Source organism: Hymenobacter caeli, from assembly GCF_013294115.1.
Classification (GTDB): Bacteria; Bacteroidota; Bacteroidia; order Cytophagales; family Hymenobacteraceae; genus Hymenobacter; species Hymenobacter caeli.
The window spans coordinates 76181-99466 of record NZ_JABSNP010000012.1; the positions used below are offsets into that span (position 1 = coordinate 76181).

Here is a 23286-nt window from a genome sequence, read left to right on the forward strand (position 1 = left end):
GAGGTATCAAGGAACAGAATTTTATGCATCGAAGGACTGCCAACCCTCTGCTACAACTTTTACGATAATGTGACAGTAAGCGAAGCGGAATTAGACCCTTCTTTTATGCCCAAAACTGCCCTCCTGGCTGGGGCCACCGGCCTCATCGGCGCGGCGCTGCTGCCGCTGCTGCTCGCCGATGCCCGCTACGCCAAGGTGGTGGCGGTGGGCCGCCGGCCGGTGGCCCTGGCCCACCCCAAGCTGGTACAGGTCGTCACGGAACTGGACGAGTTGGAAAGTCACCGCCTCCAGCTCATTGCCGACGACGTATTTTGCTGCCTCGGCACCACCCAGAAGCAAGCCGGCTCGAAAGAAGCCTTTTACCGGGTTGATTTCCTGTACGTGGTGCAGCTGGCCGCGCTGGCCGCCAGCAACTTCGCCGGGCAATTCCTGGTGGTATCGAGCCTGGGGGCCGACGCCGCCAGCCGCGTGTACTACCCCCGGGTGAAGGGCGAGATGGAAGCCGCCGTGCGGAAATTGCCGTTTCGGGCCACGCACATTTTCCGGCCCTCGCTGCTGCTCGGGTCCCGGGCCCGGCCGCGCCTGGGCGAGCGGGTAGCGGCCGCCGCGCTGGCCCTGGCGGGCCCCCTGCTGCGCGGCGGCTGGGCCAAGTACCGGCCGGTGGCGGCCAGCGCCGTGGCCGCCGCTATGCTGCACGCGGCTAAAAGCGACGCCACGGGCGTGCGGGTGCACGAGGCCGCCGGCGCGTAGCCCCGGGGCCCCGGCCCGGGCGGGCGGCCCACAAAAAACCCCGGCCGCGAGGGCCAGGGTTTTTCTTTCATAGCATAACCAATAGAAGGGATTCACTAATAGCGCCGACCGTAGTAGCCACGGTACCGGGGCGCGTAGTAGCGGGGGGCGTAATAGGGGCGGCCGTAGTACGGGCGGGCGTAGTACGGGGCCACCACCGGGCCGTAGTACACCGGGGGAGCAATTACCACGGCGGGCCGGGGGTAGTAGCCGCCGCCGTAATAAGGACGGCCGTAGTAGCCCCCGCCGAGCTGCACGCCCACGCGAATCTGGGCGGAAGCCGCGCCGCTGCTCAGCAGCAATAAGAAGAAGGCCGAAGCGAATATCAAAAGCTTGTTACGCATGGGGTTGGAGCGCCGGAGCGCATCGGTTAAAGGTGAAAGTAACGGACCAACGACTGAACAATTTACAAATAGGGTGCCAGATAATACGTCCTTTTGAGGGCTTTTTTTTCGGCGGGTTTAATCGGGAATTGATATTTCCTTTAACGAGGCGGCCACAAAAAAAGTGGCGCACTCGGGAGGTACGCCACTTTTCAGCAATTTGCAGCGCCTTACTTCTTGTACGTCTGGTTGAGGTAGGCGAGCACGGGCGTGGTCAGGTCCAGGTCTTTGCGGCCGTAGGCGATGGTGCCGCTGGGCGCGGCGATGAGGATGAGCTTGTAGCCGTGGGCCTTGCCGTAGGCCTCCACTTTTTTGTTGACGGCCCCGAGCACGGTTTGCGTCAGCTTGGCTTCTTCCTGCTGGGCCTGGGCCTGGAGCTTCTGCTGCTGCTCGCCGGACTGCTGCTGCTGGGCCTGGAGCTTCTGCTCGGTGGCGGCCCGCTGCTCGGGCGTGAGGGTGGGGGCCTGCTTCTGGTAGGCCTCCACGGCCGTGCGGAAACTGGCGACCAGCGCCTGGTTCTGGCCCTCCCAGCCCTTGGCCTTTACCCCAAAGGCCCGGCGGGCGTCCTTCATGCCCTGGTAGCCGTCGAGCAGCTTCGCTTCTTCGATGTAGGCAATCTGGTCGGCGTTGGCGGCGGCTTCGGCGGCGGGCACCACGGGCGGCACCACGGGCTGCTCGGCCACGGCGGGCGCGGCGGTGGCCGTATCGGCGGGGGTGGCGGCAGCGGCCGGGGCTTCGGTGGCGGCGGCCACGGGGGCGGTGGCGGGGGTGGGCTGGCGGAAGTGCAGCAGGTAGAGCACGGCCACGGCCAGCAGCAGCACGGCATTAAAAACTATTTGGAGCGTATTTTTCATGGAAGCGCAAAGTGAAACGATGGGCAAAAGTACGGCCCCGGGGCCCTCAGCCGGGCAGGGCCAGGTGCAGCAGGGCATCGCCCTGGTTTACGACCGGCATGTGATTGAGGCCCACCACGTAGCCGCTCACCGGCGACTCCAGCCGCACGGCCCGCTCGCCGTAGGGGTCGGCCACGGAGCCGTACACCTGGCCTTTTTCCAGGAACACGCCGTTCTGCACGTGGGCCCGGAACAGGCCCGCGAACCGGGCCCGCAGCCAGGTGTGGCGGCGGCACACGATGCTGGGCTGCGCCGGCCCGGGCACCGCCGGGCCCATGCCCAGGTGGTGCAGCACGCGCAGCGTGCCGGCCACGGCCAGCTCAATGCCGGGCTCGTCGAGGCGCAGGCTCTCGCCGGTTTCGAACACCAGCAGGCGCTTGCCCAGCCGCTGGGCGGCCTCGCGCACGGAGCCCGGCCGCAGGCCCGCGTGCAGCGTGAAGGGGGCCCCGAAGGCGGCGGCCAGCGCGTCGGTTTCGGGGTCCACGCCCAGCTCGCAGCGCACCTGCGGGTAGTTGGCCCGGGCCGCGCCGCCGGTGTGGAAATCCACGGCGTAGTCGAGCAGGGGCATGATTTCGCGCATGAAGCGGTGGGCCACCCGGCTGGCCAGCGACCCGCGCGGCGAGCCCGGAAACGCCCGGTTCACGTCCTTGCCGTCGGGCACTTCGCGGCTGAAGTTCAGGAACCCGTAGATGTTGAGGATGGGAATGGCCACTACCGTGCCGCGGGTGGGCATCAGCAGGTCGCGCCGCAGCATGCGCCGGATGATTTCGATGCCGTTCACCTCGTCGCCGTGCATGCCGGCCATCAGCAGCAGCGTGGGGCCGGGCGCGGGGGCCCGCAGCACGTGCACCGGCACGTCGATGAGGGTGCCCGAGGGCAGGCGCGACACCACGAGCCGCGTGAGCACCCGCTCGCCGGGCCAGATGGTGAGGCCGTTGAGGTACAGCGGGTCGGTCGGGGCCATCGGGCAAAGGTAGCCGCCGGGGCCCTAGGGGACGGGCGCGTCGGAGGCTTTTTTGGCCTTGCCCTTGCCCCGCTTCTTGCTCACGAGCGCGGCGGTGTAGTCGATGATGCGGCCGGCGATGTCGAGCTGGGTGGCTTTTTCGATGCCTTCCAGGCCGGGCGAGGAGTTCACTTCCAGCACCAGGGGGCCCCGCTTGCTTTGCAGCATGTCCACGCCCGCAATGCCCAGGCCCAGGGCCTTGGCGGCGAGCAGGGCGGCGGCTTTTTCGGCCCGGCTGAGCTTGACGAGGGTGCCCACGCCGCCGCGGTGCAGGTTCGAGCGGAACTCGCCCTCTTTGCCCTGGCGCTTCATGGCCCCCACCACCTGGCCGTCCACCACGAAGGCCCGCAAATCGGCCCCTTTGCTTTCGGCGATGAACTCCTGCACGATGATGCGGGCCTTGAGGTTGTGGAAGGCCTCGATGACCGACTGCGCGGCCTTGGCGCTTTCGGCCAGCACCACGCCCAGGCCCTGGGTGCCTTCGAGCAGCTTGATGATGACGGGGGCCCCGCCCACTTGCTCAATCATGGCGGGCACGTCCTGCGAGAAGTTGGTGAAGGCCGTTTTGGGCATGCCCAGGCCGGCGCGGCTCAGGATTTGCATCGAGCGCAGCTTGTCGCGCGAGCGCACGATGGCTTGGCTGTCCACGGCGGTGCGCACCTTCATCATCTCGAACTGCCGCACCACGGCCGTGCCGTAAAACGTGACCGAGGCCCCGATGCGCGGCACAACGGCGTCGAAGTGCTCGAGCGGCTGGCCGTGGTAGAGGATGCTGGGCCGGCCCTTTTCCAGCACCAGGTTGCACTGCAAGTGGTCGACCACCACGGCCGCGTAGCCGCGGGCCACCGCCGCTTCGACCAGGCGCTGGGTAGAGTACGATTTGGGTTCCCGCGAGAGGATGGCCAGTTTCATGAGCGGAGGGTTGGGCGGGGCAGCACAAACAGCGGGCGGCGGCTTTGGTTACCGCCCGGGCCGGCGCGGCCCCAAAGCGGGCGCAAAATACACCCTACCCGGCGGGGCGCGCGGCCCGGCGGGCGGCGGCCCGCGCTTCGGCCTTGTGCGAGAGGTTGCGCCGGGCCACGTCCACCACGAAGCGGCCCTGCCGCAGCAGGCTGCGGCCCAGCAGCACGGGGTACTTCATGTCGGAGCGGTCGGAGAGCGAAAATTCCACCAAAAATTCCTGGCCGTACAGCCGCACCGCCGCCCGAATGACGTAGCGCTCCTGCACCTCGCCGTTGGAGGAGCGGATGTCGCGCCGCCCAAACTCCGCGAAGAACAGGTCCTGGCCGTCGAAGCCGGGGTGGTCGGGGTCGAGCAGGCGGCCGTGCAGCCCGGGCTGGCCGCCCGGGCCGGGCCCCACCCGGATGTCGGTGCAGTGCAGGGCGCTGGTGTAGGCCCCGGTATCGACCTTGGCTTCGACGCCGCGCAGGGCAAAAGCCGGAAAATCAACCAGCTCGCGCCGGCCGAGCAAACGCTTGGGAGGGCGGGTTTTCATGGCGGCTAAGGTAGAACGAAATACGCCCTTCCCGGCAGGCGGGAAGGGCGTAGCACGGGCGGAGAAGGCACGGACGGGCTAATAGCGGCCGTCCTGCTGGCGCACCAGCCGCTCGTATTCGCGCTGGGTGCGCTCGGGCCGACCGTGGCCCGCGTAGGCGGCCAGGCCCTGCGTGAGCAGGCCGAAGCCCCAGAAGGCCGACGTCCAGAGGGGCCAGGGCAGCAGCTCGCGGCCGTGGGGCGTGAGGGCCCACAGCAGCCACAGGCCCCCGTTGACGAGGCCGTACACGAGCAGATGCGATTGAAACTTGGTGCGGGCCTTGGCTTTCTGCCAGAGGTAGGGGTCGCGGGGCTGGGTTTGCATGGCGGGGCGAAGGTTAGGGGGAGGCGGTGGATGGATTTGATGCTCAAAACTATCCCGGGGCCCCGGGGCCCACAATTGCCCGTGGCCGAAGCGGCGGCTTCGGTGGACCAAGCGTCGGAAATGACTGCCGAAGCGTGGGGCCCGGCAGCTTTCTGGCCTACATTTCCGTTGGCTTCTATGCCCTTCCGCCCCATGCCCACTCCCCTCGCCGACCTCGCCGCCCGCATTCGCCTCGTGCAGGGCGACATCACCCGCCAGCCCGTGGCGGCCATCGTCAACGCCGCCAACTCCAGCCTGCTAGGCGGCGGCGGGGTCGACGGAGCCATTCACCGCGCCGGGGGCCCCCAGATTTTGGAAGAATGCCGGCATTTGCGCGAACGGCTTTACCCATCCGGCCTTCCGATGGGCCAAGCAGTGGCAACCACTGGAGGAAATTTGCCTGCGAAATACGTCATCCACACCGCGGGGCCAGTTTGGCACGGTGGAAAACAGCACGAGGCAGAGCAATTAGCAGCTTGCTACCAAAGTTGCCTCAAGATTGCTTCCGCGCGGCAACTCGACAGCGTAGCCTTTCCCGGCATCAGCACGGGCATTTACGGCTACCCGAAGGCCGAGGCGGCGGCCGTAGCCGTGCGCGAAGTGCGGGCATTTCTGTCCCAACATCCGGTGCCGGCCACGGTCACGTTCGTGGTGTTTGACGACGAGAGCCGGCGGCTGTACGAGCAGGCGCTGGCCGGGGCGTAGGGCCCCGGGGCCCTACACTAGTTCCCCCATCGACTCCACGCCTTCCGCCACCTGGCGCATCAGCCACAGCGGGGTGCTGGTGGCCCCGCAGATGCCCACGGTAGCGGCCCCCGCAAACCATTCGTCTTGCAGCTCGCCTTCGTTTTCGATGAAGTAGCTGCGCGGATTCACGGCGTTCACCACCGAAAACAGGGCCTTGCCGTTGGAGCTTTTGCGGCCGCTCACGAACAGCACCACGTCGTGCTGGGCAGCGAAAATGGCCAGTTGCGGCTCGCGGTTGCTCACCTGCCGGCAGATGCTGTCGTTGGCATCGAAGCTATCCAGCGTGCCGCCGGCGGCCGCGATGCGGGCCTCCATCAGGGCCTTCATCTTGTAAAAGCCGGCCGTGCTCTTGGTGGTTTGGCTGAAGAGCGTGACGGGCCGCGCGAAGTCAACCTGGTCGAGGTCGGCTTCCGTCATCACGATGAGGGCGCGGTTGCCCGTCTGGCCCGCGAGGCCGGCTACTTCGGCGTGGCCGGGCTGGCCGTATATCACAATCTGGCCGTCCTGGCGCTGGCTCAGGTCGAAGGCGTGCTTCACGCGGTTTTGCAGCTTCAGCACCACCGGGCACGAAGCGTCAATCAGCTCCAAGTTGTTGCGCAGGGCCAGGGCGTAGGTTTCGGGCGGCTCGCCGTGGGCTCGGATGAGCACCTTGCAGTCGTGCAGCAGCTCCAGCTGCTCGCGGTCGATGACGCGCAAGCCCTTCTGGTTCAGACGCTCCACTTCCATGCGGTTGTGCACAATGTCGCCCAGGCAATAGAGCATACCGCCGTGCGCTAATTCGTCCTCGGCCATCTGAATGGCAAACTCGACGCCGAAGCAGTAACCAGAGTTCTTATCGATCGTGACTTGCATATGCTACAATAAAACACCGCGGATAGACCGGAGGTTCGCCGGCCCGGCAAAGGTACGGTGGGCCGGAACGCAGATGCACCGGGCTTGCTCCCACAAGCCGGAACCGTGCCAAACGTGTGCGTTGGATTAAGTTCGGCCCGCCGCGAACAGCGCCGCCGACACTTGGTCGAGCACGAAGTCGACCTGCTCACTGATGGTGATGTGAGTGGTGTCGAGCAGCACGGCGTCGGCGGCGCGGCGCAGGGGGCTTTCGGCACGGGTCGAGTCGATGTGGTCGCGCTTGCGCAGGTTTTCGATAATGTCGGCCAGAGCCACGTGCTCGCCTTTAGCGGCCAGCTCGGCCTGTCGGCGCAGGGCCCGCAGCTCCATGTCGGCGGTCATGAAAATTTTCACCTCCGCGTCGGGAAACACGGTGGTGCCGATGTCGCGGCCGTCCATCACCACGCCGCGCCGGTGGCCCATGCGCTGCTGCTGGGCCACCATGGCGTGGCGCACCTGCGGGATGACCGACACCTCGCTCACGGAGTTGGAAATCCGCATCTGGCGGATGTCGTCCTCGCGGTTCGCGCCGTCGAGAAACAGTTCGTTGCGGCCGGTGGTGGGGTGCCGGCGGAAGCTGACGGTGAGGGCCTTGAGGGCCCGCTCCACGGCGGGCAGGTCGTCGAACGCAATGCCGTGCTCCAGTAGGTAGAGCGTCACGCCCCGGTACATGGCCCCGGTATCGACGTAGGCGTAGTGCAGCAGGTGGGCCACGGCCTTAGCGGTGGTGCTTTTGCCGCACGAGGAGTAACCATCAATGGCGATGACGAGCTGTTTCATAACAAAGCGGGCGGCCATTGGCCCCGCAAGATTACGAAATCCAGCGCTTACGCTCGGGCGGCGGGGCCGCCAGCCGGCCCGGCACCGACGCAAAGAACGCCGCCACCGACGCCGCGTCGCCCCTATCCAACTGCTGGCTAACCAAATAAAACGGGTTGAAAAAAAGCCGCTCCGCCAGCCCCACGCCGGTGCTGCCGTCGGGCCCGGTGGCCCACTCGCCGCCGTAGGTGCGCACCAGGCATTGGCCCAGGTAGCACCCAAACGCCTGCACCACGCCCTGGCGCTGGCTGGCCCCCACCTGCCCCCGCTGGGCGGTGAGAAAATGGTCGAGCCCGGCCACGCCCGCGGCGTCGAAGGCCGCCAGGCCCAGCTGCCGGCGCACGGCTTCGGCGGCGGCTTCGAGGGCGGGCACGGGGTTGGGGGCGGGTTGGTCGGGCATCCTGGGGGTCGAAAAAAGAATGCCGCGCCTGCGCAGCATCGTTCCTAGTTTATTGGCTGATAAGCTAGAAGGCGGCCTTGCCACGCCGGCGGCAATCGGCGTATTCTTGAACAATCTGTACTACCTCTTCGCGACGCAGCGACCCGTCCGTTATCTGCTCGGTCAGGGCTGGGCAATCCTTTACCACCTCCAGCATCGCGGCTTTGAAGCGGGCCTTGCCGGTGGGCAGCAATAACGGCGCGGCATCGGGGCGGCTCAAGATGTAGGTCGCTTTGCTGTTGCGCGGGTATTGGGCCAACAAGCGCACCCCCCGCAGGTTGACGCACGACTGGTAAAAGGCGGGGCCCTCGGCCAGCGACTGGCCCGGCAGCCCCGCCATTACAATGAACGTATCGGCTTTTACTTCCAGCTGGCGAATGGCGTTTGCATCGAAACGCAGCTTGCCAGCCGCGCCGTCTTTAATCACCAGTTTGCTGCCGTCAAACACCATCTTTTCGGACCGCTGCCAACTGCCGTCGGCAAGCTGGTAGCTTCCGGCTCCTTCCCGGTGGGCCAGGTTTTCTCCGTTGCCGAAAGGCCCGTATGGCAGGGGCATGTTGGGCATTGCGGGCGGTGGACTGTAGTGGTAGCTGGGCATTCCTTGCCCGTAACCAGCTGGGCTTAGGCATACCAATCCCAGAGCACTCAACAACAGTAAATAATTGCGCATAAAAGCAGTTATAGTGGGTATAGATACTTGATAACCTAGTGGCCCTCGCAGGGGCAGGGCACGTGCTTGCCGCCGCTGTGGTGCTTGTACCAGCTGGTTTTCTTCTGCATGGCGCTGCGCTGAGCGCAGCCGCCGCTGGCCAGCAGCAGCGGGGCCAGCAGGAGGATAGTGATAATTTTTTTCACGGTATAAGGGCTTGTTTGCCAAATATAAGGTTCTTTGCCGGCCTAAACCCAATTTCCCGGCTCGTCCGTTCCCGCCCATGCCCCCCGATTTTTCCCTGCTCGCCAACGTCGTCGATGTCTTTGCCCGCACCGTGCGCCCCGCCACCCTCCGGGTGGCCGGCGGGCGCGTGGCGGCCATCGAGCCCACGGGGGCCCCGGGCCCCGACGCGGCCCTGCCCTACGCCCTGCCGGGCTTCGTGGACGCGCACGTGCACGTGGAAAGCTCGCTGCTGGTGCCCACCGAGTTTGCCCGGCTGGCGGTGGCCCACGGCACGGTGGCCACCGTGTCGGACCCCCACGAAATCGGCAACGTGCTGGGCGTGGCCGGCGTGCAGTACATGCTGGACAACGCCGCCGCCTCGCCGTTCAAGTTTTGCTTCGGGGCCCCCAGCTGCGTGCCGGCCACGCCCTTCGAGACGGCCGGGGCCGAAATCACGGCCGCCGACATCGCGCAGCTGTTCCAAAACCCCAAAATCGGCTACCTGGCCGAGATGATGAACTGGCCCGGCGTGCTGGGCCGGGACGCCGGCGTGATGGAGAAAATTGCTTTGGCCCAGACAGCCGGCCGGCCCGTGGATGGCCACGCGCCCGGCCTGCGGGGCCCCGACGCGGCCCGCTACGCCAGCGCCGGCATCGCCACCGACCACGAGTGCTTCACCGCCGACGAGGCCCGCGACAAGCTGGCCGCGGGCATGAAAATCCTGATTCGCGAGGGCTCCGCGGCCCGCAACTTCGACGCCCTCATCGAGCTGCTGCCGGCGCACCACGCCAACCTGATGTTCTGCTCCGACGACAAGCACCCCGACACGCTCGTGCTCGGCCACATCGACCAGCTGGTGCGCCGGGCCCTGGCCCTGGGCCACGACGTGTTCGACGTGCTGCAAGTGGCTTGCGTGAACCCCGTGCAGCACTACCGCCTGCCGGTGGGCCTGCTGCGCGTGGGCGACCCGGCCGACTTCATCGTGGTGGACAACCTCACCGATTGCCGGGTGCGGCAAACCTACCTCGACGGCCAGCTGGTGGCCGAAAACGGCCGTTCCCTGTTGCCCGCCGCGCCCATCGCCGCCGCCAACAACTTCCACGCCCAGCCCGTGCAGGCCGCCGATTTCCGGGTGGCCGCGCCCACCGGCCCCCCCACCCTGCGCGTCATCGAGTGCTTCGACGGCCAGCTCATCACCGCCCGCCGCGACCTGCCGGCGCGGGTGGAAAACGGCGAAATCGTGGCCGACCCGGCCCGCGACGTGCTCAAGCTGGCCGTGGTGAACCGCTACCGGGCCCACGTGCCGCCGGCCGTGGCCTTCATCCAGGGCTTCGGGCTGAGGGGCGGGGCCCTGGCCAGCAGCGTGGGCCACGACTCGCACAACATCACCGCCGTGGGCGGCGACGACGCCAGCCTGGCGCGGGCCGTCAACCTGGTCGTCGGGGCCCGGGGCGGCTTAGCGGCCGTGGGCCCCGGCGGCGAAGAGCTGCTGCTGCCGCTGCCCGTGGCCGGCCTCATGTCGGACCAGCCGGGCGCGGACGTGGCGGCGGCCTACGCCGCCCTCGATGCCTTCGCCAAGCGCCTGGGCTCGCCGCTGGGGGCCCCGTTCATGACGCTCTCCTTCATGGCTTTGCTGGTCATTCCCAGCCTCAAGCTCAGCGACAAAGGACTGTTCGACGGCGAGGCCTTCCGGTTTGTAGAGGCGGTGGGGTGAGCGGAAGTTTACGAAACCAGTTATTCTTAAAAACGGTCATGCTTCACTTCGTTCAGCATGACCGTTTCTCTAATGAGGCTTCAAACCGCTCTAAAAGCGCTTTTCCAGCAGCTTTTGCATCTTTTCTTCGGTCAGGGGCTTGGTGAGGTATTCCACGTTGGGATACTCGGCCACGCGGGCGGTGTCGGCTTGGTGCATGGAGGTGGTGAGCACGGCCAGCACCGTTTTGTCCTGCACGAGCTGGGGCAGCTTGCTGTACATTTTCAGGAATTCGAACCCCGACACGCCGGGCATCTTCAGGTCCACGAACACCAGGTCGGGGGCCTCGGCCCCGTCGGCCCACAGCTGCGCAAAGGCTTCGTCGGCGCGGGTGTAGGTGGTCACCTGCCCGGCCAGCGCCAACCGCCCCAGCAGGCGGTTGTTGAGGAAGCTGGTAGTTTCGTTATCGTCTACTAGCACGATGTGATTGAGGGAGGCAGGCATGTGATAAGCGGTGTGCGTAAGCGTTATTTCCACGAAACTACAGCCCTGGGCCCCACGGCACAACCTCGACGGTGGGGCCCGGGGCGGGCCAGTTGCGACCCCCGGCTACAGCCAGCCCTGGGCCCGCATCCAGTCGTCGTTGTAGATTTTGCCCAGGTAGCGGGTGCCGTGGTCGGGCAGGACGACAACCATCGTGTCGGTTTCCTTTAAATGCTCGCGGGCATATTCAAGGGCCCCGAATACGGCCGAGCCGCAGCTCCAGCCCACGAACAGGCCTTCTTCCTTGGCCAGGCGGCGCGTCATCAGGGCGGCGTCCTTGTCGGTCACTTTAATAAATTCATCGATGACATCGAAATTCACGTTTTTCGGCAGAATATCCTCGCCGATGCCCTCCGTTTTGTAGGGGTAAATTTCGTTGGTGTCGAAGACGCCGGTTTCCTTGTACTTCTTGAACACCGAGCCGTAGGTGTCGATGCCGAGCGTGAAAATGGCCGGGTTCTGCTCCTTCAGGTACTTGCTCACGCCGCAGATGGTGCCGCCCGTGCCCACGCCGGCCGCCCAGTGCGTGATTTTGCCCTCGGTACCTTCCCAGATTTCGGGGCCCGTGTTTTCGTAGTGCGCCGCCGTGTTCGACATATTGTCGTACTGGTTGGGGTAGAACGAGTTGGGCGTTTCGGCGTTGAGGCGGCGGGCCACCGAGTAGTAGGAGCGCGGGTCGTCGGGGGCCACGTCCACGGGGCAGACCACCACCTGGGCCCCCACGGCCCGCAGAATGTCTTGTTTCTCCTTGCTTTGCTTGTCGCTCATCACGAAGATGGTACTGTAGCCTTTGGCGATGGCGGCCAGCGCCAGGCCCATACCGGTGTTGCCGCTGGTGCCTTCGATAATGGTGCCGCCGGGCTTGAGCAGGCCGGCCTTTTCGGCGTCCTCCACCATGCGGATGGCCATGCGGTCCTTCACCGAGTTGCCGGGGTTCATATACTCGACTTTGGCCAGAATAGTGCCTTTGATGCCTTCGGTAACCTTGTTGAGCTTAACGAGCGGGGTGCGGCCAACGGCCTCGATGATGTGGTTGTAGTGCATTGCCAACGGTTGGTAGAACGGCCGCAAAGGTACGGCCCCGGGGCCCCCACGCCGGGCGAATGAACGGCGGGCCCGGGATATTTCTGTGCCGCCGCCCGCCGAATTAGCCCTACTTTTGCGGCGGCGCAGGCCACCCCCTTCCCATCGTTTTCATCCCCCAAATCCCCAAGAATGAGCGTTCTGGTCAATAAAAACTCCAAGGTTATCGTGCAGGGCTTCACCGGCTCCGAGGGCTCGTTCCACGCCGGGCAAATGATTGACTACGGCACCCACGTGGTGGGCGGCGTGACGCCGGGCAAGGGCGGCACCCAGCACCTCGACCTGCCGGTGTTCAACACCGTGGCCGACGCCGTGGCCGCCACCCAGGCCGACACCAGCATCATTTTCGTGCCCCCGGCCTTCGCCGCCGATGCCATCCTCGAAGCCGCCCAGGCCGGCATCAAAGTCATCGTGACCATCACCGAGGGCATCCCGACCAAGGACATGATTGCCGTGAAGCACTACCTGAAGGACCGCCCCGAAATCACGATGATCGGGCCGAACTGCCCCGGCGTGATGACCGCCGGCGAGTGCAAGGTGGGCATCATGCCCGGCTTCATTTTCACGAAGGGCCGCGTGGGCATCGTGTCCAAGTCGGGCACGCTCACCTACGAAGCCGTGGACCAGCTCACCAAGGCCGGCCTGGGCCAGACCACGGCCATCGGCATCGGCGGCGACCCCATCATCGGCACCACCACCAAGCAGGCGGTGGAAATGCTGATGAACGACCCCGAAACCGAAGGCATCGTGATGATCGGCGAAATCGGCGGCGGCATGGAAGCCGAAGCCGCCCGCTGGATTAAGGCGACCGGCAACAAGAAGCCCGTCGTGGGCTTCATCGCCGGCCAAACCGCGCCTCCCGGCCGCCGCATGGGCCACGCCGGCGCCATCGTGGGCGGCGCCGACGACACCGCCGCCGCCAAAATGGCCATCATGCGCGAGTGCGGCATCCACGTCGTGGACTCGCCCGCCGAAATCGGCGACACGATGCTGCGCGTATTGGGCGCGAAGTAGAAACATTCAGATACTTTTTGAGCAAAGGAAAAGCGCTTTCATTCGGAAGCGCTTTTCTTTTGCTCAAAAAGTATTCTTGCTGATAAATTACATGGCATTTACTATCTCAACAACTATGAACCGGACGCTGCTTTTCGTTTTTTTACTCGTCGCCTCTTCATTGGCTGCCTGTAAAAAAGAGGTGGAAATTCAAATCAAAGAGGTCGATAAAACGTATAGCTGGGCGGAAATAAAGAGGCTGTACGGTACGGATAAGGTGATTTTAAACACGGGGAAAGATGCTAACTCCGTCTTCATGCAGACCCCGAGCCTACTGGGCATCCTCTCACCCCTAAAAAATCCGCCTGTTAAAAACCGCTTCGGCTATTACATCACGGCGTTTGCGGCTTTGCCCAACGACGTCAGCCTCAAAGTACCCATCGGGCCTGTTTTTCTGACTTTTCCCGCCCGGGACACCCTATTGCAGCTGACCAGAACGACAGAACCCGTCACCAGCAGCTATAATGCGTACATCAACCTGCGACAACTCGACCCGCGGGCTACAAGTATCATCCGAACTTCAACGTCGTGGCTACCCTTCGGGGCCATTAATCGCAACAATACCTTGTTGTTCGGCTACCGTACCCCTACCTTCAACGACTTACGCTTTGTGCTGGCCAAAGTCAATGTCACGGCTGGGGGACCGTTGCAAGCCCAGTCGCGCACCGTCATAATTTCCGCACCCGCCGGGCGGGCATACAGCAGTATCCGATGGATAAAAGCCGTTGATGACTACTTTCTGGTTAATTGCGACGGAGGCTTGTACAAGATTCGGGAAGACGGTTCGGCCAAGCAAGTATTTGGAGCCAACTCAACGGACGATTGCTATAAATGGCAAGGAGTACTTTACGCAGTAGAAGAGTATAATTCCATTTTAATATCCAAAGACGATGGCGAAACCTGGCAGCGTTCCACAGGGGCCCCCGATGCATTCACCTTTACAAGCTACCACGTCATCGGTGACAGTCTGATAGGTGCCGCGCACGGAGCAGGCAGCAATTACTTATTCACGCTGCGCTGGAATGGCCCTAATTACCGCATCCGGGCCCTTAAAAACGATGGCCTGGGCCAGGGTTCCATCAGCGGCATCGAGCAGCTGGGCGATACGGTGTACGTAGGCACCACGAGCGGGCTTTTTAAACGGCCACTGAATGCATTTTTTGAAACCAAGCTGTAATCTGCTTAGCTTTTTATGAAAAAGAGTTAGGCTATTAGTATAGCACGCCGTAGGAGCAGGCGGCGAAGGATTGGGTGTGCCGGGCACGCAGTAGATTCGCGCTTCATCTTCAGTTTAGTAAAAGCTCCGGTACTTACCGGAGCTTTTTTTGAGTCCTTTCCGGCTTCGCATCTACCAAAAATTTAATTCATGCGCCTCACCACCAAATTAATGTTCGCAAGCGCCGTTCTGGCCCTGGCAACGGCCTGCAAAAAGGAAATAGACACCGTTACGGTGCAGGTGGACAAGGTGTACAGCTGGGCGGAAGTGAAGTACCTCATTAACTACCAGCGCAACGTCATCCAGGTAACAACGGGGACGAACACGCTCAACTTGCAGGAAACGGGGAGGTTTGAGGTGCTTTCGCCTATTGCTGGCTCTGCCGAGAAGGCTGCCAATGGCTACTACACGGGCTTCGGCCACACCCTATCCCGTACCTGGGGATTCGACCCGCTACCCTTCGATGTGCGCGATGCCGTTCCGATGAACGCGAATTTCTACGCCAACCCCGGTGGGTACCGGGATGCGAGTTCGGACACGGTTTTAACTATTTACCCCACTGCGTATTTTGACGGCCCTGCTTACCTGCACCTGCGCAAACTTGACCCCCATGCGGTTCAGTTCGAAAATTTTCCGGTTGGTACCATGCATCCATTTGGAGTCATCAATCGAAATGATTACCTGCTATGCAGCTATTACACGGATAATCCCTTCGCAAACACCGGGTTTAATTTGGTGCTGAGTAAGCTCAGTACCGGCCCCGTTAAGCCACCAGTGCCGCAAAGTGGTCCAAATTCGCGAACCCTGGTAGACTCCCGAGTTATCCGCATACCTACTCTTGGTCTAAGTGAGCGCGACTTTAAGGAGTTTTGGGCAATTGACGACTACTTTTTGGTTTGGTGCAATAATGCCGGTCTTTATAAAGTGCGGCAGGACGGCAGCGTGAAACAAATAAACGGCCCGCCCAACTTCACCAGCGGCCCGGTGGCCCCCACCACCATTTATAAATGGAAAGGGACAGTGTATTCCATTCAGCAGAGTTCCGGCGGCGACGCCATTTTTTACACTTCAACAAACGACGGCGAAACCTGGCAGCAAATCAGTGGCTTTAATCAAGCACTTATTTTCTCCACCTTTTATCCAGTGGGCGACAGCCTGGTAGGCATTTCGCATGGCGTCATCACCAACAGCATCTACACCCTGCGGTGGTTAAATGCCAATACTATTCGCCTGCGGGAGTTGAAAAACGACGGCCTGGGCTACGCCGACTTTGCCGACCTTGCCCAGCTCGGCGATACCGTGTACCTGGGCACCACCAGCGGCCTGTTCAAGCGGCCGTTAAATAAATTCTTTGAGGGCAAATAGGTAAGCCGGCGTTAGGGCTGCGGCACCGCGGCCTTGCGGCGGAAGAGCCGGTTGGGGTCAACCGCTATTCCGAGGTTGCACAGGGTGGTGAAGGGGGCGAGGTTTTCGTTGTCGTCGCGCTGGAAATTCTTGTGGACGGGGGCCGAGCACCCCACCGCGCCCAGCACCTGAAATGCCCCGCGGCCCAGAGCTGCCCGCATGAAAACGGTGGGCTCCAGAAAAAACTGGTTGCGCAGGGCCACCGGCTTGCCGGCAAGCACGAGCGAGCGGTAATCTACCCAGGTGCCGCGCACCGACAGCCCGTAGCTGTGCCTGGCGGCCAGGTGCGCCGCGTACACTTGCCCGTAGTAGCGCCGGTAGCTGGCTTCGTAGTGAACATCAGGCCCCGGCAGCGGCAGAATGAACGCCACGACCAGGCTGGGGTAGTACAGGTCGGCGGTGGCGAAGCCCACGCCGCCGATGGCCCCCAGGTACGTCGCTTTGTTTTTGCCCAACAACTGGTACGTGCCGATGCCCAGGCCGCCCTGCCGGTGCCGGCTTTCGTGCGTGGTGGTGACGTTGTTGCGGGTTTGGCTGTCGCTGCTGGCCCGCAGCGCCGCCTCGCCGGTTACCAGCAGGTGGGGCAGCGGAACCCACGCCACGCTGGTTTCCAGGGTGTTGGGGTTGCCCACCGCGGCCGTCACCTCCACGTCGCCCTTGTTGCGCAGCAGCGGCGTGCTGGGCACCGTGGGCACGTACACGGCGCAGCCGCCCAGCAAAGCGGCGCTGGCAACAGCGCTAGCAAAAAAGCAGTGCGACTTCTTCATTACAAAACTGATTAGTAGGCTATTGCGCTACCGCGCAGGCTCAGCTGCGGGGCCTGAGTGCCCTGCTGACACAAAGGAGGCCTACCCGTCCGCCTTCCCAAAACCAATTTTTCGCTTTCGCGGACTTTTCAATCGGTTGGTTTCAGTCCCTCAACTGCTTGGAAAGGCCCTTGCCGTGCATTCTTCCCAACAGCCACCCGCGTTTTAGGGGACTTTACTACCGGCCACAAAAAAGCGGAGGCTCCCGGTGCCGTGGCACCGGAAACCTCCGCTTTCTGCTGACGCGAACAGGCCTTGGCTTAGGCGTTGGTCGTCGTGGTCAGGCTCACTTCGATGTTGCCGCGCGTGGCACGCGAGTAGGGGCACACCTGGTGGGCCTTGGCGACCAGCTCCTCGGCCTGCTTTTGGTCCATGTTAGGGATGTTCACGGTCAGGTCCACGGCCAGGCCGTAGTTCTCGCCGTCTTTGCCGAAGCTCACGGCGGCGGCCACGGTGCTGCCGGTGATGGGGGTTTTGGCCAGGCGGGCCACCAGGTTCAGGGCCCCGTCGAAGCAGGCGGCGTAGCCGGCGGCGAAGAGCTGCTCGGGGTTGGTGGTGTCGGCTTTGCCGGGGCCGCCCATCTCTTTGGGCGTGCTCAGGGGCAGGTCGATGACGTGGTCGGACGAAACGGCGCGGCCGTCGCGGCCCCCGGTGGCTTTGGCGTGGGCGGTGTACAGGCGTTCGATGCTCATGGTATTGGCGACTAAAGTAGGAATTTTGAACACCAAACTGACACAAGTTGCGCAATGTTTAATTGCATACAACCAAACTTTTACCGAATTTAAATACTTTACTTTATCTTCTTGAAAATCAACGTATTTTATTTTTCACCGTCCGCTTACTGCGTACCAGCTTTCCAGGAATTGCTACCCCCCAGGCTCACAATCACGCCCAGCTGAAACACCGAATTGGCGGCTTTCAGGTAAGCGTTGGGGTGAAAGCCGAAGGCCTGGCCGCTCATTAGCTGGAGCTGGAAAGGCCCCGCCAGCTGCACCCGGGTGAAGGTGACGGGCTCAAAAATGACGTTGCCGATGGGGGCCTGGCCCTGGCCGTCGATGCGGAAGTTGTTGAGCTGCACGTAGCTCAGGCGCAGGGCCGTGCCGTAGCTCAGGGGGAAGTCGTGGTGGCCCAGGTGGAGGCTTTTCTTCTTTTTACTGGCGTAGTTCACCTGCACGAATACCTTGGCCAGGCTGCCTTCGAGCCGGCGGGCGGGCACCTGGTCGTCGCTGCGCTCGGTGCGGTCGGTGCTGCCGCCGCCCAGGCCGGCGTACACTTCCAGCACGCGCCGGTCGGGCAGGCGGGTGAAGTAGCCCACGCTGGCCTCGCCAAAGTCAAAGTTTTCGGTTTTGTCGCTCTTGAAGCGGTGCAGCGACGAGAACGTGCCCGCCGCCGCCAGGTGGTCGGCGAAGGCGTAGGCCCCCTGGAAAGCAAAGTTGTTCTGCTGGTTGGTGCTGACGCTGCCGTAAAACTCGCTTTTCTGGGTGAGCAGCGGCGCGTGGGGCGGCGGCGGAAAGTAGAGCGACGTGCAGCCGGCCAAGCCGGCCGCGGCGGGTACACCGCCGCGCAACAAGGCACGGCGCAGGAAACGAAGCGTTTTTTGGGGCGGCACCATGGGTCAACGACGAAGGTAGGGTTTTGTTATTCATCCCCGGCGGGGCCCGGCCCGTATGCCTACCCAAACTCATCCGTTTATGCCCGCTTCCACTAAGTTCGACGCCATTATCATCGGTTCCGGCCAAGCCGGCAACCCGCTGGCCACCGCCCTGGCCGCGGCCGGCCGCAAGGTGGCCCTCATCGAAAAAGCCCAGTTCGGCGGCTCCTGCGTCAACTACGGCTGCGTGCCCACCAAAACCCTGCTGGCCACGGCCGAGCGCCTGCACTTGCTGCGCACCGCCCCCGAAGTGGCCGCCCCGGCCGTGCTTGGCGCGGCCGGCCTGCGGGCAGACCTGGCCGCCGCCGTGGCCCGCAAAGACGCGCTGCTGGCCCAGTCGCGGCAGGGCCTGGAAGCAAGCCTCACCGGGGCGGGGGTGGCGCTGTTCCGGGGCCACGCAGCCTTCACGGGGCCCCGCACCGTGCGCGTGGCGCCGAACGAGGCCCCGCACGCCCCCCGGGACCTCACCGCTCCGCTCGTCTTCATCAACACCGGCACCCGGCCGGCCGTGCCCGACGTGCCCGGCCTGGCCGATGTGCCGTACCTCACCACCACGCAGCTGCTCGACCTCAAGGAGCTGCCCGAACACCTCGTCATTCTGGGCGGTGGCTACATCGGCCTGGAGTTCAGCCAGATGTTCCGGCGCTTTGGTAGCCGCGTCACCATCGTCGAGCACAGCCCCCAGCTACTGGAGCGCGAAGACGACGACGTGTGCGAAGCCCTAAAAGCTGGCCTGGCGGCCGATGGCGTCGAGTTCGTGCTGGGGGCCGAGGCGCACCGCGTAAGCCGGGGCCCCGACGGCCACCTCACCCTCACGGCCCACACCCACCAGGGCGAGCGGCGCGTGCGGGGCACCCACTTGCTGGTGGCCACCGGCCGCCTCCCCAACACCGACGACCTGGGCCTGGGTTTCGCCGGCATTGCCACCGACGAGAAAGGCTTCGTGCAGGTCAACGACTTTCTGCAAACCAACGTGCGCGGCGTGTACGCGCTGGGCGACGTGCACGGCGGCCCCCAATTCACGCACATTTCCTACGACGACTACCGCGTGGTGCGCGACGCCCTGCTGCACGGCAAGCGCCGCTCGGCCCGGCGGCGGCCCCTGCCCTACGGCATCTTCACCGAGCCGCAGGTGGCCCGCATCGGCCTGAGCGAAGGCCAGGCCCGGGAGCAGCAGCAGCCGTACCGGGTGGCCAAAATGCCGGTGGCCAGCATCGGCCGCGCCCAGCAAACGGGCGAGTGCACCGGCTTCTGGAAAGTACTGGTGGGGCCCGACGACCGCATCCTCGGGGCCGCCATCGTGGGGGCCGCCGCGGCCGAAGTCATGGCCATGCTCGAAATTGCCATGGCCGGCCGCTTGAAATACCCGGTGCTGCAAGAAATGATTTTTGCCCACCCCACGTGGTCCGAAGCGCTGAACACCGTGTTCCGGCACCTGAAAACAGCCCGCTGAGCCAGGGCGCGGCCCACCCGCCCCGTTCTACAAGTATTTCTTGTAGAGGCTGTACAGAATCCGCCGGTCGTCGTGGGTCAGCACGGCGTTCACGTCGCTCGGAATGAAGTGCCGCTTAAAGGCTGTGATGGCCGCGTTCAAATCCCGGGTGTCGTAGCCGATGATGCGCAGCGCCGTGCGCGGGTCGAGGGCATCGGCGGGACTCAGGGGGGCCCGGGCGGTGCTGTCGGCCGGGGCAAGCCCGGGCAAGGGCGCAACCTTTAGCACCGGGGTGGCCCGGGGCACGGGCGCGGCCGGAAACACGACGGCCGACGGGGCCACTACGATGGTATCGAGCAGGGCCGTTTCGTCGTACCACAAGCCAAAACCGCTGTCGGCCAGCCGCTTCCAGGGAAAGCTGGCGCTGGGGTCGTTTTTGCGCGTGGGGGCGATGTCGGCGTGGCCGACGAAGTTGGCGGTGGGGATGTTGTAGGTTTTTTTCAGGTACTTCAGCACCACCAGCAGGCTCTGGATTTGGGGCTCGGCGAAGGGCTCGGTGCCGTCGTTGTCCAGCTCGATGCCGATGGACGACGAGTTGATGTCGCTGTCGTTGCCCCAGCGGGCCGCGCCGCCGTGCCAGGCCCGCAGGTAGTCGTTCAGCAGGTGAAACGTGCGGCCGTCGCGCCCGATTACGTAGTGCGCACTCACCTGCGTGCGCGGCAGCGTGAAAGTTTTCAGCGTTTCGTCCGTCGAGTGCTGGGCCGTGTGGTGGAGGACGACCAAGTTGGGCTTGCGCAGGCCGAAATTGGTGGTGCCCACCCAGTACGGGGCCTGGGGCAGGCTGTCGGGCCCCGCGCTCAGCCGGGGTTGGGCCCGCAGGGTGCGGGCGTAGGCCCTGGCCTGCCGCTGGTACGATTGGTTGGTGGCGCGGTACGGGTTGGTGGCGCAGGAAGTGGCCAGGACGGCCGCCAACAGCAGCCTTGGCAGAGAAGAAAACTGTTTCATGGCAAACGAAAAGCGGGAACCGCCCCGCTGTCCGTCAGGGCCGCCGGAACAGGGCGTGCGGGAAGAACCCCAAGCCCACCGTAAAGTAACCGCGCCCCTGCAACACTTCGGCTTCCGGGCTGCCTGCTTGCTGGCCCGCCCCGCTCGGGTTGAGGAGGCGCGAGGCCCCAAAACCAAACTGCGCGTACAGGGGCCGCTCGCCGCGGGGCCCGCTGCCAAACGCGCCCCGCACAAAAAACATGGATTCGCCGCGCAGCATGCGGCGCAAATCAAGCGGTTGCCCCAAGTCGGTCAGGCCGACGAATTGCACCTGGGTGAGCCGATACGCCGCGCCCGCGCTGAAACCCGGGCTGAACTGCACCGCCGCGTAGGCTTCGCCAAAAAATTTGTTGTACCGGGCGTCGAACTGGTACTGCCTCTGATACCCGTAATAGTTGCTGACGCTGTAGCGGGCTTGGCTGCGCGCCCGGCCCGCGCCGCCCAGGGCCCCCACCAGCACCCGCTTGCCCAACGGCCAGTAGGTGCCCACGGCCACTTCGTACTGGCTGCTGCGGTAGTAAGTGCTGTCGTTCTTGTCCTGCTTGCCGTCGGCGGCGGCGCGCACCACCAAGTGCCGCACGGGCGAATAGTTAACGCCCGCATTTAGGCGGCTGTTGAAGTACGCGCTGGCCGTCGCTTCCACCTGCCCCTTGTCCTGCACGGCCGGCGCGGCGCACTGCATGGGCATGTACACGGCGCAGCCCGTGGGCCCCAGGGCCCCGGCCAGCAGCCAGACCAGTTTCGTGAATAGCCGTGTCTTCATGTGGGCAGCGCACCGGCGTGCAGGGTTCAGCAGCAAGATTGGCCTTGGCCAGCGGAAGGTTGCACCCGTCAGTCCTAAAAGTAAAACAAAGGCCCCTCGCAGCCGCAGCTGCAAGGGGCCTTTTTGGGACCAGTAAAAACCGCTACTTGGCGTAGGCCACGGCCCGCATCTCCCGAATCACGGTGATTTTGATTTGGCCGGGGTACTGCATTTCCTTCTCGATTTTCTGCGAAATCTCGAAGCTCAGCTCGGCGGCGCGCTCGTCGGTCACGTTCTCGGCGTCCACCATCACCCGCAGCTCGCGGCCGGCCTGGATGGCGAAGCACTGGTTCACGCCCTTGAAGGCGCTGGCCGTTTCCTCCAGCTGCTTGAGGCGTTTGATGTAGCTCTCCATCATCTCGCGGCGGGCCCCCGGGCGCGAGCCCGAAATGGCGTCGCAGGCCTGCACAAGCGGCGAAATCATGGCCGTCATCTCCATTTCGTCGTGGTGGGCCCCGATGGCGTTCACCACGTCGGGGTGCTCTTTGTACTTCTTGGCCATCTCCATGCCCAGGATGGCGTGGGGCAGCTCGGGTTCCTCGCTGCTCACCTTGCCGATGTCGTGGAGCAGGCCGGCCCGCTTGGCCTTCTTCACGTCGAGGCCCATCTCGGCGGCCATCGTGGCGCAGAGGTTGGCCACTTCGCGGCTGTGTTGCAGCAGGTTCTGGCCGTAGCTGCTGCGGAAGCGCATCCGGCCCACCATGCGCACCAGCTCGGGGTGCAGCCCGTGGATGCCGAGGTCGATGATGGTTTTCTCCCCAATCTCGATGATTTCCTCCTCGATTTTCTTGGTCGTCTTGGCCACGATTTCCTCCACCCGGGCGGGGTGGATGCGGCCGTCCTTCACGAGCAGGTGCAGCGAGAGGCGGGCAATTTCGCGGCGCACCGGGTCGAAGCCCGAGATGATGATGGCCTCCGGGGTGTCGTCCACAATCACTTCCACGCCCGTGGCCGCTTCCAGGGCCCGGATGTTGCGCCCCTCCCGGCCGATGATTTTGCCCTTGATGTCGTCGCTTTCGATGTTGAACACCGACACGCAGTTCTCGATGGCGTGCTCCGAGGCCGTGCGCTGAATGGTTTCGAGCACAATCTTTTTGGCGTCCTTGGTGGCCGTGAGCTTGGCCTGGGCCACGGTGTCCTTCACGAAGGAGCTCGCCTGAATCTGGGCCTCGTTTTTGAGCGAATCCACGAGCTGCTCACGGGCCTCGGCGGCGGTGAGGTTGGCCACGGTTTCGAGCTGCCGCTGCACGGCGTGCAGCTGGGCTTCAGCCTCTTCTTCCTTTTGTTTGAGTTCGGCCACGGCGGTTTCGTGGGCCACGCGGCGCTTCTCGTTCTGGTCCTCCACCTTGTCGCGCAACTGCTGGGTGTCGGCCTGGTTTTTCTCGCGGGCGGCTTCCAGCTCTTTCTCCTTGCGTTGCAGCTGCTCGAGCTGGCGCTGGGTGGTTTCGGTGAGCTTTTTAATGCCCTGCTCCTGCTCCATCACGCCCTGGCGGCGCTGGGCCAGCTCGGCCTCCAGTTCGGCCTTGAGGCGGCGGCTTTCCTGGTCGAAGTCGTTGCGCTGCTGGCGGTTCTTGTCCTTCGACTGCTGGATGCGCTCTTCGCGGATGCGGTTGCCCTTCTCTTCGGCTTCCTGCAAAATTTGCTGGGCCCGCGCTTGCGCCTGGCCCTCGTGGTCCTGCCGGGCTTTGCCGGCCAGCTGCCGGCCCACCGCGAGGCCCGCCACGAGGGCGACCGCCGCGGCCAGCAAACAGTATATGATTATGGTTGACATGTAGTTATGGTTTTTGAAAAGGTTCAAAAACCATAACCGGCAAACTTTCCCCT

Annotated in this window: 25 protein-coding genes and 1 pseudogene; 7 read left to right on the top strand and 19 right to left on the bottom strand. The window is 64.1% G+C overall.

Features of this window, described 5'->3' with window-relative positions; genetic code table 11:
- Window positions 1–105 precede the first annotated feature (105 nt).
- Window positions 106–750 (top strand): NAD-dependent epimerase/dehydratase family protein, encoded by a 645-nt coding sequence (locus HNP98_RS13460; protein ID WP_173810599.1) that lies wholly within the window; start codon window positions 106–108, stop codon window positions 748–750.
- Window positions 751–845: 95 nt separating this feature from the next.
- On the opposite strand, the gene HNP98_RS13465 is transcribed toward HNP98_RS13460, so the two are convergent.
- The 6 genes from HNP98_RS13465 to HNP98_RS13490 form a co-directional block, all read right to left on the bottom strand.
- Window positions 846–1133, bottom strand: a complete 288-nt coding sequence (locus HNP98_RS13465; protein WP_173810600.1) for a hypothetical protein — start codon at window positions 1131–1133, stop codon at window positions 846–848.
- Window positions 1134–1342: 209 nt separating this feature from the next.
- On the bottom strand, window positions 1343–2026 hold the full coding sequence (locus HNP98_RS13470; RefSeq protein ID WP_173810601.1) for an OmpH family outer membrane protein: 684 nt from the start codon (window positions 2024–2026) through the stop codon (window positions 1343–1345).
- Window positions 2027–2072: 46 nt separating this feature from the next.
- The gene (locus HNP98_RS13475) at window positions 2073–3029 is read right to left on the bottom strand and encodes a succinylglutamate desuccinylase/aspartoacylase family protein (protein ID WP_173810602.1); all 957 of its coding nucleotides are present in this window, start codon (window positions 3027–3029) and stop codon (window positions 2073–2075) included.
- A gap of 24 nt (window positions 3030–3053) precedes the next feature.
- On the bottom strand, window positions 3054–3980 hold the full coding sequence (gene rimK, locus HNP98_RS13480; RefSeq protein ID WP_173810603.1) for a 30S ribosomal protein S6--L-glutamate ligase: 927 nt from the start codon (window positions 3978–3980) through the stop codon (window positions 3054–3056).
- Between the two features lie 94 nt (window positions 3981–4074).
- On the bottom strand, window positions 4075–4563 hold the full coding sequence (locus HNP98_RS13485) for an ATP-dependent zinc protease family protein (protein ID WP_173810604.1): 489 nt from the start codon (window positions 4561–4563) through the stop codon (window positions 4075–4077).
- Between the two features lie 78 nt (window positions 4564–4641).
- The gene (locus HNP98_RS13490) at window positions 4642–4926 is read right to left on the bottom strand and encodes a 2TM domain-containing protein (RefSeq protein ID WP_173810605.1); all 285 of its coding nucleotides are present in this window, start codon (window positions 4924–4926) and stop codon (window positions 4642–4644) included.
- A gap of 192 nt (window positions 4927–5118) precedes the next feature.
- On the opposite strand from HNP98_RS13490, the gene HNP98_RS13495 reads away from it, so the two are divergent.
- Entirely contained in the window at window positions 5119–5670 is a 552-nt protein-coding gene (locus HNP98_RS13495; RefSeq protein WP_173810606.1) for an O-acetyl-ADP-ribose deacetylase, read from the top strand.
- A gap of 12 nt (window positions 5671–5682) precedes the next feature.
- Here HNP98_RS13495 and HNP98_RS13500 read toward each other — a convergent pair whose 3' ends face one another.
- From HNP98_RS13500 to HNP98_RS13520, 5 genes are all read right to left on the bottom strand, one after another.
- Window positions 5683–6564 (bottom strand): 4-hydroxy-3-methylbut-2-enyl diphosphate reductase, encoded by an 882-nt coding sequence (locus HNP98_RS13500; protein WP_173810607.1) that lies wholly within the window; start codon window positions 6562–6564, stop codon window positions 5683–5685.
- A 126-nt stretch (window positions 6565–6690) separates the two neighbouring features.
- Complete coding sequence (cmk, locus tag HNP98_RS13505) at window positions 6691–7383, bottom strand: (d)CMP kinase (protein ID WP_173810608.1); 693 nt, start codon at window positions 7381–7383, stop codon at window positions 6691–6693.
- A 31-nt stretch (window positions 7384–7414) separates the two neighbouring features.
- Complete coding sequence (locus tag HNP98_RS13510) at window positions 7415–7822, bottom strand: hypothetical protein (RefSeq protein WP_173810609.1); 408 nt, start codon at window positions 7820–7822, stop codon at window positions 7415–7417.
- A gap of 64 nt (window positions 7823–7886) precedes the next feature.
- Window positions 7887–8531 carry a hypothetical protein gene (locus HNP98_RS13515; RefSeq protein ID WP_173810610.1) on the bottom strand — a complete coding sequence of 215 codons (645 nt, stop codon included), beginning with the start codon at window positions 8529–8531 and terminating at the stop codon, window positions 7887–7889.
- 35 nt (window positions 8532–8566) lie between these two features.
- Window positions 8567–8716, bottom strand: a complete 150-nt coding sequence (locus tag HNP98_RS13520) for a hypothetical protein (protein WP_173810611.1) — start codon at window positions 8714–8716, stop codon at window positions 8567–8569.
- A 77-nt stretch (window positions 8717–8793) separates the two neighbouring features.
- On the opposite strand from HNP98_RS13520, the gene ade reads away from it, so the two are divergent.
- Entirely contained in the window at window positions 8794–10449 is a 1656-nt protein-coding gene (ade, locus tag HNP98_RS13525) for an adenine deaminase (RefSeq protein ID WP_173810612.1), read from the top strand.
- A 90-nt stretch (window positions 10450–10539) separates the two neighbouring features.
- On the opposite strand, the gene HNP98_RS13530 is transcribed toward ade, so the two are convergent.
- On the bottom strand, window positions 10540–10932 hold the full coding sequence (locus HNP98_RS13530; RefSeq protein ID WP_173810613.1) for a response regulator: 393 nt from the start codon (window positions 10930–10932) through the stop codon (window positions 10540–10542).
- Window positions 10933–11040: 108 nt separating this feature from the next.
- Window positions 11041–12015 (bottom strand): annotated as a pseudogene (locus HNP98_RS13535) (PLP-dependent cysteine synthase family protein); the annotation flags it as partial.
- A 171-nt stretch (window positions 12016–12186) separates the two neighbouring features.
- On the opposite strand from HNP98_RS13535, the gene sucD reads away from it, so the two are divergent.
- From sucD to HNP98_RS13550, 3 genes are all read left to right on the top strand, one after another.
- Complete coding sequence (gene sucD, locus HNP98_RS13540) at window positions 12187–13068, top strand: succinate--CoA ligase subunit alpha (RefSeq protein ID WP_173810615.1); 882 nt, start codon at window positions 12187–12189, stop codon at window positions 13066–13068.
- A 91-nt stretch (window positions 13069–13159) separates the two neighbouring features.
- A complete protein-coding gene (locus tag HNP98_RS13545) occupies window positions 13160–14284 on the top strand; it encodes a hypothetical protein (protein ID WP_173810616.1) in 1125 nt (374 codons plus the stop codon).
- Between the two features lie 189 nt (window positions 14285–14473).
- Window positions 14474–15688, top strand: a complete 1215-nt coding sequence (locus tag HNP98_RS13550) for a hypothetical protein (protein ID WP_173810617.1) — start codon at window positions 14474–14476, stop codon at window positions 15686–15688.
- Window positions 15689–15699: 11 nt separating this feature from the next.
- Here the strand turns inward: HNP98_RS13550 and HNP98_RS13555 are convergent, their stop codons facing one another.
- The 3 genes from HNP98_RS13555 to HNP98_RS13565 form a co-directional block, all read right to left on the bottom strand.
- Window positions 15700–16494 (bottom strand): hypothetical protein, encoded by a 795-nt coding sequence (locus tag HNP98_RS13555; RefSeq protein WP_173810618.1) that lies wholly within the window; start codon window positions 16492–16494, stop codon window positions 15700–15702.
- A gap of 299 nt (window positions 16495–16793) precedes the next feature.
- Entirely contained in the window at window positions 16794–17225 is a 432-nt protein-coding gene (locus HNP98_RS13560; protein ID WP_173810619.1) for an organic hydroperoxide resistance protein, read from the bottom strand.
- A gap of 146 nt (window positions 17226–17371) precedes the next feature.
- Window positions 17372–18145 carry a hypothetical protein gene (locus HNP98_RS13565; RefSeq protein ID WP_173810620.1) on the bottom strand — a complete coding sequence of 258 codons (774 nt, stop codon included), beginning with the start codon at window positions 18143–18145 and terminating at the stop codon, window positions 17372–17374.
- 79 nt (window positions 18146–18224) lie between these two features.
- On the opposite strand from HNP98_RS13565, the gene HNP98_RS13570 reads away from it, so the two are divergent.
- A complete protein-coding gene (locus tag HNP98_RS13570; RefSeq protein ID WP_173810621.1) occupies window positions 18225–19637 on the top strand; it encodes a mercuric reductase in 1413 nt (470 codons plus the stop codon).
- A gap of 27 nt (window positions 19638–19664) precedes the next feature.
- Here the strand turns inward: HNP98_RS13570 and HNP98_RS13575 are convergent, their stop codons facing one another.
- The 3 genes from HNP98_RS13575 to rny all read right to left on the bottom strand — a co-directional run bounded on the left by HNP98_RS13575 (window position 19665) and on the right by rny (window position 23233).
- On the bottom strand, window positions 19665–20621 hold the full coding sequence (locus HNP98_RS13575) for an N-acetylmuramoyl-L-alanine amidase (RefSeq protein ID WP_173810622.1): 957 nt from the start codon (window positions 20619–20621) through the stop codon (window positions 19665–19667).
- A gap of 34 nt (window positions 20622–20655) precedes the next feature.
- The gene (locus HNP98_RS13580) at window positions 20656–21423 is read right to left on the bottom strand and encodes a hypothetical protein (protein WP_173810623.1); all 768 of its coding nucleotides are present in this window, start codon (window positions 21421–21423) and stop codon (window positions 20656–20658) included.
- A 142-nt stretch (window positions 21424–21565) separates the two neighbouring features.
- Entirely contained in the window at window positions 21566–23233 is a 1668-nt protein-coding gene (rny, locus tag HNP98_RS13585) for a ribonuclease Y (protein WP_173810624.1), read from the bottom strand.
- Between the last annotated feature and the right edge of the window lie 53 nt (window positions 23234–23286).

Bases quoted from the DNA above. Each gene is read 5' to 3' on its own strand.
- HNP98_RS13460 (WP_173810599.1), top strand. From the start codon at position 106: ATGCCCAAAACTGCCCTCCTGGCTGGGGCCACCGGCCTCATCGGCGCG.
- HNP98_RS13465 (WP_173810600.1), bottom strand. From the start codon at position 1,133: ATGCGTAACAAGCTTTTGATATTCGCTTCGGCCTTCTTCTTATTGCTG.
- HNP98_RS13470 (WP_173810601.1), bottom strand. From the start codon at position 2,026: ATGAAAAATACGCTCCAAATAGTTTTTAATGCCGTGCTGCTGCTGGCC.
- HNP98_RS13475 (WP_173810602.1), bottom strand. From the start codon at position 3,029: ATGGCCCCGACCGACCCGCTGTACCTCAACGGCCTCACCATCTGGCCC.
- rimK (WP_173810603.1), bottom strand. From the start codon at position 3,980: ATGAAACTGGCCATCCTCTCGCGGGAACCCAAATCGTACTCTACCCAG.
- HNP98_RS13485 (WP_173810604.1), bottom strand. From the start codon at position 4,563: ATGAAAACCCGCCCTCCCAAGCGTTTGCTCGGCCGGCGCGAGCTGGTT.
- HNP98_RS13490 (WP_173810605.1), bottom strand. From the start codon at position 4,926: ATGCAAACCCAGCCCCGCGACCCCTACCTCTGGCAGAAAGCCAAGGCC.
- HNP98_RS13495 (WP_173810606.1), top strand. From the start codon at position 5,119: ATGCCCACTCCCCTCGCCGACCTCGCCGCCCGCATTCGCCTCGTGCAG.
- HNP98_RS13500 (WP_173810607.1), bottom strand. From the start codon at position 6,564: ATGCAAGTCACGATCGATAAGAACTCTGGTTACTGCTTCGGCGTCGAG.
- cmk (WP_173810608.1), bottom strand. From the start codon at position 7,383: ATGAAACAGCTCGTCATCGCCATTGATGGTTACTCCTCGTGCGGCAAA.
- HNP98_RS13510 (WP_173810609.1), bottom strand. From the start codon at position 7,822: ATGCCCGACCAACCCGCCCCCAACCCCGTGCCCGCCCTCGAAGCCGCC.
- HNP98_RS13515 (WP_173810610.1), bottom strand. From the start codon at position 8,531: ATGCGCAATTATTTACTGTTGTTGAGTGCTCTGGGATTGGTATGCCTA.
- ade (WP_173810612.1), top strand. From the start codon at position 8,794: ATGCCCCCCGATTTTTCCCTGCTCGCCAACGTCGTCGATGTCTTTGCC.
- HNP98_RS13530 (WP_173810613.1), bottom strand. From the start codon at position 10,932: ATGCCTGCCTCCCTCAATCACATCGTGCTAGTAGACGATAACGAAACT.
- sucD (WP_173810615.1), top strand. From the start codon at position 12,187: ATGAGCGTTCTGGTCAATAAAAACTCCAAGGTTATCGTGCAGGGCTTC.
- HNP98_RS13545 (WP_173810616.1), top strand. From the start codon at position 13,160: ATGGCATTTACTATCTCAACAACTATGAACCGGACGCTGCTTTTCGTT.
- HNP98_RS13550 (WP_173810617.1), top strand. From the start codon at position 14,474: ATGCGCCTCACCACCAAATTAATGTTCGCAAGCGCCGTTCTGGCCCTG.
- HNP98_RS13555 (WP_173810618.1), bottom strand. From the start codon at position 16,494: ATGAAGAAGTCGCACTGCTTTTTTGCTAGCGCTGTTGCCAGCGCCGCT.
- HNP98_RS13560 (WP_173810619.1), bottom strand. From the start codon at position 17,225: ATGAGCATCGAACGCCTGTACACCGCCCACGCCAAAGCCACCGGGGGC.
- HNP98_RS13565 (WP_173810620.1), bottom strand. From the start codon at position 18,145: ATGGTGCCGCCCCAAAAAACGCTTCGTTTCCTGCGCCGTGCCTTGTTG.
- HNP98_RS13570 (WP_173810621.1), top strand. From the start codon at position 18,225: ATGCCCGCTTCCACTAAGTTCGACGCCATTATCATCGGTTCCGGCCAA.
- HNP98_RS13575 (WP_173810622.1), bottom strand. From the start codon at position 20,621: ATGAAACAGTTTTCTTCTCTGCCAAGGCTGCTGTTGGCGGCCGTCCTG.
- HNP98_RS13580 (WP_173810623.1), bottom strand. From the start codon at position 21,423: ATGAAGACACGGCTATTCACGAAACTGGTCTGGCTGCTGGCCGGGGCC.
- rny (WP_173810624.1), bottom strand. From the start codon at position 23,233: ATGTCAACCATAATCATATACTGTTTGCTGGCCGCGGCGGTCGCCCTC.